This is a genomic window from Hydrogenophaga sp. YM1, assembly GCF_016903055.1.
Classification (GTDB): Bacteria; Pseudomonadota; Gammaproteobacteria; order Burkholderiales; family Burkholderiaceae_C; genus Hydrogenophaga; species Hydrogenophaga borbori.
On the sequence record NZ_CP070223.1, the window covers coordinates 130,333 to 139,641 of the forward strand.

The 9,309-nt window shown below is 72.1% G+C and carries 9 protein-coding genes; 5 read left to right on the top strand and 4 right to left on the bottom strand.

The features are described from left to right. Nucleotides 1-38 precede the first annotated feature (38 nt). Complete coding sequence (gene cueR / locus JNX00_RS00650) at nucleotides 39-521, bottom strand: Cu(I)-responsive transcriptional regulator (RefSeq protein ID WP_070399599.1); 483 nt, start codon at nucleotides 519-521, stop codon at nucleotides 39-41. After that, nucleotides 521-718, bottom strand: a complete 198-nt coding sequence (locus JNX00_RS00655; protein WP_070399598.1) for a cation transporter — start codon at nucleotides 716-718, stop codon at nucleotides 521-523. Before JNX00_RS00655 ends, cueR begins: the two co-directional genes overlap by 1 nt. Before the next feature lie 159 nt (nucleotides 719-877). Between JNX00_RS00655 and JNX00_RS00660 the strand changes: the two genes are divergently transcribed. Further along, complete coding sequence (locus JNX00_RS00660) at nucleotides 878-1,459, top strand: hemerythrin domain-containing protein (RefSeq protein WP_204743802.1); 582 nt, start codon at nucleotides 878-880, stop codon at nucleotides 1,457-1,459. A gap of 3 nt (nucleotides 1,460-1,462) precedes the next feature. Here JNX00_RS00660 and JNX00_RS00665 read toward each other — a convergent pair whose 3' ends face one another. Then, a complete protein-coding gene (locus tag JNX00_RS00665) occupies nucleotides 1,463-2,827 on the bottom strand; it encodes a transaminase (protein WP_204743803.1) in 1,365 nt (454 codons plus the stop codon). Nucleotides 2,828-2,956: 129 nt separating this feature from the next. Here JNX00_RS00665 and JNX00_RS00670 point away from each other — a divergent pair, with 129 nt between their 5' ends. The 3 genes from JNX00_RS00670 (at nucleotide 2,957) to JNX00_RS00680 (ending at nucleotide 6,846) form a co-directional block, all read left to right on the top strand. Further along, complete coding sequence (locus tag JNX00_RS00670) at nucleotides 2,957-4,261, top strand: AsmA family protein (protein ID WP_204743804.1); 1,305 nt, start codon at nucleotides 2,957-2,959, stop codon at nucleotides 4,259-4,261. 242 nt (nucleotides 4,262-4,503) lie between these two features. After that, nucleotides 4,504-5,427: an agmatinase gene (gene speB, locus JNX00_RS00675; RefSeq protein WP_204743805.1), complete on the top strand. Its 924-nt coding sequence runs from the start codon at nucleotides 4,504-4,506 to the stop codon at nucleotides 5,425-5,427. Between the two features lie 108 nt (nucleotides 5,428-5,535). Then, on the top strand, nucleotides 5,536-6,846 hold the full coding sequence (locus tag JNX00_RS00680; RefSeq protein WP_204743806.1) for an FAD-binding oxidoreductase: 1,311 nt from the start codon (nucleotides 5,536-5,538) through the stop codon (nucleotides 6,844-6,846). Nucleotides 6,847-6,904: 58 nt separating this feature from the next. On the opposite strand, the gene JNX00_RS00685 is transcribed toward JNX00_RS00680, so the two are convergent. Further along, a complete protein-coding gene (locus JNX00_RS00685) occupies nucleotides 6,905-8,392 on the bottom strand; it encodes a PLP-dependent aminotransferase family protein (protein WP_204743807.1) in 1,488 nt (495 codons plus the stop codon). A 113-nt stretch (nucleotides 8,393-8,505) separates the two neighbouring features. On the opposite strand from JNX00_RS00685, the gene JNX00_RS00690 reads away from it, so the two are divergent. Continuing rightward, nucleotides 8,506-9,306, top strand: a complete 801-nt coding sequence (locus tag JNX00_RS00690) for a gamma-glutamyl-gamma-aminobutyrate hydrolase family protein (protein ID WP_070399591.1) — start codon at nucleotides 8,506-8,508, stop codon at nucleotides 9,304-9,306. Nucleotides 9,307-9,309: the final 3 nt, after the last annotated feature.

A 9,309-nucleotide genomic window follows, 5' to 3' on the forward strand; every position in this document is an offset into this window, starting at 1 on the left:
CCTTGGTACGGTGGGACCACCGGCTGGTGGCGTGGGTCTCACTGTGGGCGGGATCTGTGCAGCAAAGTGGCAGGCTCTGTGTGGTTCTTGTAAAGATCCTTGTCGGCGCCGCCGCCGAGGTCGTCCAGGATGGGGCAGTCGGGCCGGTCGTTGCCAGGGCAGCGGACCACCAGGTCTTCCAGGGTGCGGCGCATCGCTTCCAGGGCGGCGATGCGCTCGGCCAGGTCGCCGATGTGCTTTTGCGCGATGCGCTTGACGGTGTCGCTGCTGCGCCGCCGGTTGTGCCAGAGGTTCACCAGGTCGCGGATCTCGTCGAGCGTGAAGCCCATGTCGCGCGCGCGGCGGATGAAACGCAGCGTGTGCACGTCGGATTCGGCGTATTGGCGGTAGTTGCTGTCGGTGCGCCGCACCTCGCCGAGCAGGCCCAGGCCTTCGTAGTGGCGCAGCATCTTGGGCGAGATGCCGCTGAGCTGCGCGGCCTGCCCGATGTTGACCGGCCAGGCGGTGGTGCGGGTGTCCATCAGGCCGCCACCGCGTAGCCTTCTTCGCGGATGGCCGCAGCGATCTTCTCGCGCGACTGGCTGCTGTGCACCTCGACGCGGTTCTGTGGCCGGTCGATGCGCACCTCGGCTTGGGGGTCGATCTGCTTGATGGCGTTGGTGACGCTGCGTTCGCAGTGGCCGCAGGTCATGCCTTGCACGGTGAAGGTCTGGTTCATGGAGAGGCTCCTGTGTTGGGGTAGAAGCATTCTCAAGCTTGACACGGTGTCAAGGTCAAGCGCGCGGTTTTGGGGCGCCGAGAGGCCTTGACCTGCATCAAGGCGCGTGCGGGCGCCGCGTGGGAAGCTGCGGGGGTTCCACCCTCGAGGAGATCTGCCATGAAATCCGACGCCCTGCGCACCGTCCGGGACGAACACGCCAGCCTGTCGGCGATGCTGCGCTCGATGCTGGTGATGATCGATCGAGGCCCCGAGACCGATGGCCCCGAGCGATTCTTCGATGTGCTGCGGGCCATGCTGTTCTACATCGGCGAGTTTCCCGAGAAGCTGCACCACCCGAAGGAGTCGGACCTGCTGTTTCCACGCGTGGCGCGCGCCGCGCCGCACACGTTGGAGACCATCCAGCGCCTGGAAAAGGAGCACATGGGCGGCGAGGACCGCGTGCGCGAGTTGGTGCACCTGCTGATGGCCTGGGAGTACCTGGGCGAGCCCCGGCGCCAGGCTTTCGTGGACGAAGCCCAGGCCTACGTGCGCTTCTACCTGGCCCACATGAAGCTGGAGGAGCAGGTGGTGCTGCCGGCGGCGGAGCAACTGCTGGACGAAGCCGACCGCCGCGCGCTGGACGCCGCCTTCTCCAGCCATGTGGACCCGCTGAGCCCCGAGGGCCAGCGCGACCCGGCCTTTGACCGCCTGTTCACGCGCATCGTGCGGCTCGCGCCCTCACCCGTGGGCGTGGGCTGAGGTTCAGGTGGCGAGCGCCGCGAGCAACTCGTCGAACACCGACAGCAGGCGTTCCACGTCGGCAGGCGTGGTGGCCGGGCTGGCAAGCATCATGCAGTGGAAGGGCGTGAGCAGCACGCCGCGGTTGAGCATGAACAGGTGGGTGAAGGATTCGAGCGCGCCCTGGGCGTTTTCACGCACGTCCTGGGCCTGGCGCGGGGTGCGCGGCATGAACTGCAGCTCGAGGCGGGCGCCGAGGCGCGTCACGGTCCAGGGCCGGTGGGCGGCGTGCAGGCGCTTGAACAGGCCGTCCTGCAGCAGCGCGGCGATGGCCAGCATGTGCGCGTAGTTGGCCTCGGTGTGCAGGTGGGTGAGCGCCGCCTCCAGCGCGGCCAGGGTCAGCGGATTGCCCGACAGCGTGGTGCCGATGCCGCTGTGGCCCTCGGGCGCGCTGTCCTTGGCGCGCGCCATGCGCTGCGCGAGTTCGGCCGTCACGCCATAGACCGCGCAGGGCAGGCCGCCGGCCACGGCCTTGCCCACCACCAGGGCGTCGGGGTTCAGTTCGTGGGCGCGTGCGTAGCCGCCAAGCGCGGTGGAGAGGGTGTGCGTCTCGTCCACCACGAACAGCGTGCCGCGGCGGCGGCAGAGCTCGCGCGCGACGGGCCAGAAGCCCCGGTTGGGGGGCACCAGGCCGAAGTTGGTGAGCGCGGGTTCGGCCAGCAGGCAGGCCACGTCGCCGCGCGACAGCGCCGCCTCCAGCGCGGCCAGGTCGTTAAAGGGCACCACGCGGGTGAAGGCGTGGTGGTTGTGCACCTGGCCCAGCACCGAAGGGCGGCGCACGGTGGTGCCCGAGGCCGGGTCGAGATCGACCAGGGTGTCGTCCACCGCGCCGTGGTAGCAGCCATCGAACACCAGCACCTGGGGCCGGCCGGTGGCGGCGCGCGCCCAGCGCAGCATGAACCGGTTGGCGTCGCTGGCCGACAGCGCCAGCTGCCACACGGGCAGTCCGAACACGCGCTGCAAGGCCTCGCCCACGGCGAGCGCGTGCGTGGACGGCAGCATGCAGGTGAGACCGCGCTCGGCCTGCTGCGCGATGGCCTGTGCCAGCGGTTCGGGGCTGTGGCCGAAGAGGGCGCCGCTGTCGCCGAGGCAGAAGTCGCTGTAGCGCAGGCCGTCGGCGCAGAACAGCGCGGCGCCTTGCGCGCGCTCGACCGCCAGCGTGGCGGGGCCAGGCCAGTCGCGCATCCAGTGCAACGGCACGCCGAACAGGTAGTGGGCGCGCGCCGCTTCGGCCTGGGCCATGGAGCGCGGGTGGGTGGCGATGAAGCGCTCGGATTCGGACCGGTGGAGCGCTGCGAGGCGCTCAGAAGGAATGGCGGAGGCGTTCATGCGGTCACTCTACGGCGCGGGGTGCGGTCCGCACAGGTCCAGTGACCGGCGGGCCCGGGGGACCGGCGCGACAGTGCCCGGCAAGGCTGGCGCCCCGGTGAAGCGCCACAGACTGGGCACAATTTCGGCATGCGCCGACCCCTTCGAATCGCCCTCTGGTGCCTTCTGCCCCTGCTGCTGCTCGCGGCCCTGTTGCTGGCCCTGCAGCGCTGGGTGGCGGGCGAGGCCTTTCGCGAGCGGCTGGCGGCCGAGGCGAGCGATGTGTTGGGCGCGCCGGTGCGCGCGCAGGCCATCGGCCTGGCGCTGTGGCCCGTGCCCGGCGTGGCGGTGAACGGGCTGAGCATCCAGGCGCGCACGCCTTTGTCGCTGCAGCGCGTGGAGCTGCGCCCCCGCTGGTGGGACCTGCTGGCTGGTCGGCTGCGCGTGCAGACGCTGGTGGTCCGGCAGGCGGTGCTGCCCGAGGCCACGGTCGCGCTGCTGGGCGCGCGGGCGCGGGCCGCACCGGCGTCCGCGCCGGCCGATGGCGAGGCCATCGATTTTTCGCTGCTGCCGCGCGAGCTGGTGCTCGACGAGGTGAGCTGGCTCGCGGCCGACGGCGCGCGCACGACGGTGAACGCCGAACTGCGCTTCGCCGACGACGGCTGGCCCGCCCAGGCCGAGCTGGCCATTGTGGGCGGCGCGCTGCGCGGCACCACGGCCACGCTGCGCCGCGAGGGCGAGGCCACGGCCTGGGCGCTGGATGCGCGCGTGGGCGGGGGCCGCGTGCGGGGTCCCCTCGCGGTCACCTTGCCCGGCGCCGGCGCGAAGGAGCGGCGCGTGGTGCTGGATGGCCGGCTGCGAACAGAAGGTGTGGAGGTGTCGGCCCTGACCGCGCCGCGCCAGACGCTCACGGGCCGCCTGCAGGCCGACACCACGCTGGGCGCGCGCTTTCCCGAGCGCGTGAGCGCCGAGGCGCTGGTGAACGCCTTGCGCAGCGACACGCGCTTCACCGTCAGCGGCGCCACGTTGCATGGGCTGGACCTGTTGAAGGCGGCGAGCACCGTGGGCCTGTCCAGCGGCGGGCTGACCGAACTCGATACCCTGGCCGGTCAGGTGAGCACGCGCGGCAAGGCCATTCAGCTGTCGAACCTGGTGGCGAACTCGGGCCTGCTCGCGGCCACGGGCGAGGTGGCGATCTCGCCGGGCCGGGCGCTGTCGGGCCGCGTGCGCGTGGACGTGACCCGCGGGGCCACGGCCGGCGTGGTGGGCGTGCCGCTGGCGGTGGGCGGCACGCTGGACGACCCTCAAGTGACGCTCACGCGCGCCGCGCTGCTGGGCGCGGCCATCGGCACGGCGGTGATGCCGGGCGTGGGCACAGGGGCGGGCGCCAACATCGGCGATCGGCTGGGCGAAGGGCTCAAGGGTTTGTTCGGCGGCCGCGAGAAGGGGCGCTGAACCCGGGGTTCAGGCGGCATCGGGCCCGTCCTGGGCGACCTCCACGCCCCGCGGCTCCTCGGGCTCGCCCAGCAAACGCAGGGCCTGACGCGCGGACGCCGCCGCCCGTGTGGGATTTCGCCTGACGGGAACGCCGCGGGTGGACGCCGGGTTCGCGGTCCAAGTGGTCCCCTGTGGCGCCGGGGCGTGGCGCTATCGTCGCCCACCGCTTTGCGCTCCCTTCACCGACACCGTTTCCCACCATGGCCCTTGGTCAGTTCGCCTACGCCAACAACAGCAACCGTTTCCTGGCCTGCGCGCCGCTGGCCGAGCAGCCGTACGCGGTCTGCGGCATTCCCTTCGACGGCGTGGTGACCAACCGCCCCGGCGCGCGCTTCGGGCCGCAGGCCATCCGCGCCGCCAGCCTCATGCTGTGCGACGGCATCCACCCGGTGTTCGACGTCTCGCCGCTGGAGCACCTGGGCGACGCGCTGGACATGCGCCTGCCCAATGCCTCGCCCCTGCCCGAGGTGCGCGCGCACATCGAGCGCCAGGCCACGGCGCTGATGGACAAGCACCACTGCGTCTTTCTGGGCGGCGACCACTCGGTCACGCTCTCGCTGCTGCGCGCGGCCAAGGCGCGCCACGGCGGCGAGCCCCTGGCCCTGGTGCATTTCGACGCCCACTGCGACACCTGGAGCGACCACTTCGGCGAGCCCTCGGGCCACGGCACCTGGACCTACGAAGCCATCCAGGAAGGCCTGGTGAGCGCCGCGCACACGGTGCAGATCGGCACCCGCTCCAGCGGCGAGCGCGCCGCGCGTGACTACGTGGCCGACCAGGGCGGTCAGATCTTCACGGCGCGCGACCTGCGCGGGCTCGACGGCGCGGCCCTGGGGCCGGTGATCGGCGCCATCCGCGAGCGCCTGGCCGGGCGGCCGGCCTACCTCACGCTCGACATCGACGTGCTGGACCCGGCCTTCGCGCCCGGCACCGGCACGCCAGAGCCCGGCGGGCTCACGAGTTCTCAGGTGCTGAGCTTCCTGGAGGGCTTGGCCGACCTGAACTGGATCGGCATGGACTGCGTGGAGGTGGCGCCCGCCTACGACCACGCCGAGCTCACCAGCAACGCGGCCGCCTGCTTTGTGTGGACCTACCTGGCCGGCCGCGTGGCACAGCAGCGATGAGCGCGGCCTGTCGTCATCGCGGGGCCCCGCGGAGCGGGCTTTGCCAGGCCGCAAGCACCGTCCCTTCTGCGGGGGGAACGCGCGCCGCGCGGCAGGGGGGCGGCTGATATGTGGGGCGCTTCGCTCATCGGCTCGGACACGCAACTCAACCAGCGCAGCTACTACGAAGCCAGCGTGCAGCGCGGGCCGGCGCGCGCGCCGCTGCAGGAACACCTCAAGGTGGACGCGGTGGTGGTGGGCGCGGGCTTCTCGGGCCTGTCGGCGGCGCTGGAGATGGCGCGGCGCGGCCTGTCGGTGGCGGTGCTGGAGGCCGATCGCATCGGCAGCGGCGCCAGCGGGCGCAATGGCGGTCAGGCCATCGTGGGTTACGCGAGCGGGCAGGGCCCGTTCGAGCAGCAACTGGGCCGCGAGGACGCCGAGCGCGCCTGGGCGATGTCGGTGGAGGCCGTGGACCTGATCGACCAGCGCATCGCCGAGCACGGCATCGCGTGCGACCGCCGCTTCGGCTATGTCTACGTGGCCGAGACCGCGCGCAAGGCGCGCGAGCTGCGCGCCGAGATGGACGGCCTGGCCGCGCGCGGCATCGCGGTGGACTGGGCCGAGGGCGCCGACGCGCGCCGCCTGATCGGCACCGACCACTATGCGGCGGCGGCGCGCGAACAGCGCAGCGGCCACCTGCACCCGCTGAAGTACGCCCTGGGCCTGGCGCGCGCCGCCGAGGCCGCGGGCGTGCGGATCTTTGAGCGCTCGGCCGTCACCGCGCTGCAGCGCGGCGACACCCTGGTGGCGCGCACGGCGCGCGGCCAGGTCTCGGCGCGCTTCGGCGTGCTGGCGGGCAACTGCATGCTGCCCGAGCACGGACCCGAGGTGGCGCCCGAGATCGCGGCGCGCATCATGCCCGTGGGCACCTACATCCTGGGCACGGCGCCGGTGGACGCGGAACTGGCCGAGCGCCTGATTCCCGGTGACGCGGCGGTCTGCGACAACAACTTCGTGCTGGACTACTTCCGCTTCAGCGCCGACCGCCGCATGCTCTTCGGCGGCCGCGTGAGCTACACCACCATGACGCCGCGCCACCTGGAAAACACCATGCGCGCGCGCATGGCGACCGTGTTCCCCGAGCTGGGCGCGGTGCCGGTGGAACACCTGTGGGGCGGCTTCGTCGACATCAGCATGAACCGCGCGCCCGACTTCGGCCGCCTGGGCCACAACCTGTACTACCTGCAGGGCTTCAGCGGCCACGGCGTGGCACTCACGGGCCTGGCGGGCCAGCTTGTGGCCGAGGCCGTGCTGGGCCAGGCCGGCCGCTTCGACCTCTACGCGCGCCTGAAGCACCACCGCTTCCCCGGCGGCGCGCTGCTGCGCACGCCCAGCCTGGCGCTGGGCATGTGGTGGCACCGCTTGCGCGACGTGGTGTGAGCGGGCGTTCCTGCCGACCGGGCATTCGATGTCGGGTGTGTCAGGCGCGTGACGTCGTTCAGCCCGTCACCGCCTGCTTCACCGCCGCCGCCACCACCGGTCCGCAGCGCCGGATCTCCTCCAGCGGCGCGTAGCCGTAGCCGATCACCAGCCCGCGCAAATCCTGCCGCCGCAGGCAGTAGGCCGACAGCGGACGCACCGTCAGGCCCTGTTGCGCGAGGCGGCGCGCGATGGCCTGGTCGTCCACCGCGAGCGGCAGGCGCAGGCACAGGTGCAGGCCCTGCTCCGCGCCGCTGATGCGCGGGGCCTCGGGGCCCTCGCCCAGCACGGGCTTGAGCGCCTCCAGCAGGCACTGGCGGCGCTCGGCGTAGGTCTGGCGCGCGCGGCGCAGCGAGCTGGCGAAATGGCCCATCTCGATGAACTCGGCCAGCGCCGCCTGCGTGGGCATCTGGCCGGGGCGGTTGAGGTCGTAGTGGGCCTGGCGGAAGGCCTCGACCAGGCCCTTGGGCACCACCAGGTAGCCCAGCTTCAGGCCCGGGTAGAGCACCTTGGAGAAGGTGCCCATGTAGAGCACGCGCCCGTCCGGGTCCAGGCCTTCCAGGCTGGACAGCGGCGGGCCGCTGAAGCGGTACTCGCTGTCGTAGTCGTCCTCGATGACCCAGGCGCCGTGCGCGCGCGCGGTGGCCAGCAGCTGGTGGCGCCGCGCCAGCGACATGACCGCGCCCAGCGGGTACTGGTGCGAGGGCGTGGCGTAGATCAGGCGCGGCGGCTTCGGATCGTCGGCCGGGCCGGGGTTGATGCCCTGCTCGTCCGTGGCCACCGGGTGCACGGACAGGCCGGTGGCGATGAAGGCCTTCATGGCCCCCCAGTAGGCGGGGTCCTCCACCCACACGGTGTCGCCGTGGTCGGCCAGCAGGCGGGCGCACAGCTCCAGCGACTGCTGCGTGCCACTGGTGACGATGACCTGGTCGGCGTCCAGTTGCACGCTGCGGAACACGCGCAGGTAGTCGGCGATGGCGCGGCGCAGCGGCGCGTAGCCGCCCGAGGTGTTGTAGTCCAGCATGTCCGGGTAGGTCATGCGCCAGTGCTTGTTCTGCAGCCGCTGCCACAGCGTGAGCGGAAAGGCCGAGAAGTCGGCGATGCCGGGCGTGAAGGGCTGCACCTCCAGCGCGCCGGCGCTGAACTCGTGCGCCAGCGACTGCCCGCGCGTGGACAGGCGCGCCGGCTGCAGGTGCGGCGCCTGGCCTGGCGCGCGCGGGCCACGCGCCAGGCCGCCGCGCGGCACGTGGTCGTTCACGTAGGTGCCGCTGCCCACGCGGCTGGCCAGGTAGCCCTCCACGCTGAGCTGGTTGATGGCGGCCACCACGGTGTTGCGCGACAGGCCCAGGTCCTGCGCCAGGTCGCGGCTCGAGGGCAGGCGCTCGCCGGCGCCGAGCTTGCCGTCCAGCATGGCGCGGCGCAGGGCCTCGTAGAGCTGGCGGTGCAGGGGCAGGGCGTCTTGGGCGCCCAGGCGGTTCATTTCGGCCAGCAGGTATTCGGACAGCATGGGCGGGTGAGCAGTACCGGGGCAGGGTAAGTGGCACCCCGGGATGGGCACAACTGGCTCTCATTGTGATCCAATTTGCCCACCACAATGGACGCCGATTGCGTGGAGAACCCATGAACAAGCCGCCATGCATGGTCTGGCTGCCAGCCGACCATCGACTGCTGGGCGACCACGGGCACCAGATGCCCTTTCTGCTGCTGGGCGACAAGTACGCGCGGGCTGTGAAGGTCGGTGCCCAGGCCCAGCCCGTGATGTTCCCCCTGGCCGAGGTCGAGCAGATCGACGAGCTGCTCGGCATGGTCGATGGGGTGATGCTCACCGGCTCGCCCTCCAACGTGCACCCTTCGCATTTCCAGGAAGAGGTGGCCGACCCCAGCCTGCCGCTGGACGCCGACCGCGACCTGCTGACCCTGGCGCTGGTGAAGGCCTGCGTGCACCTGGGCGTGCCGCTGATGGGCATCTGCCGCGGCTTCCAGGAAATCAACGTGGCCCTGGGCGGCGCGCTGCACCAGCGCGTGCACCTGGTGCCTGGCATGAACGACCACCGCGAGCCCAAGACCGCGCCGCCCGACGAGCAGTACGCGCCGCGCCACGCCATCCGCATCGCCGAGGGCAGCGTGATGGCCGAGTGGGCGGGTGGCACCGAGGCGCAGGTCAATTCCCTGCACGGGCAGGGCATCGCGCGCCTGGCCGATGGGCTCACGCCGCTGGCCTGGGCGCCGGACGGCCTGGTCGAGGCCTTCTGGGTCAAGGGCGCGCGCACCTTCGCCTACGCCATGCAGTGGCACCCCGAGTGGCGCTGCTGGGACACCCCTTTCTACGCCGCGATCTTCGAGGCCTTCGGCCGCGCCTGTCGCCAGCGCCGCAGCCTGCGCCTGCAGGCCAACGACCTGGCGCGCAGCCAGCCGGGTTAGGTT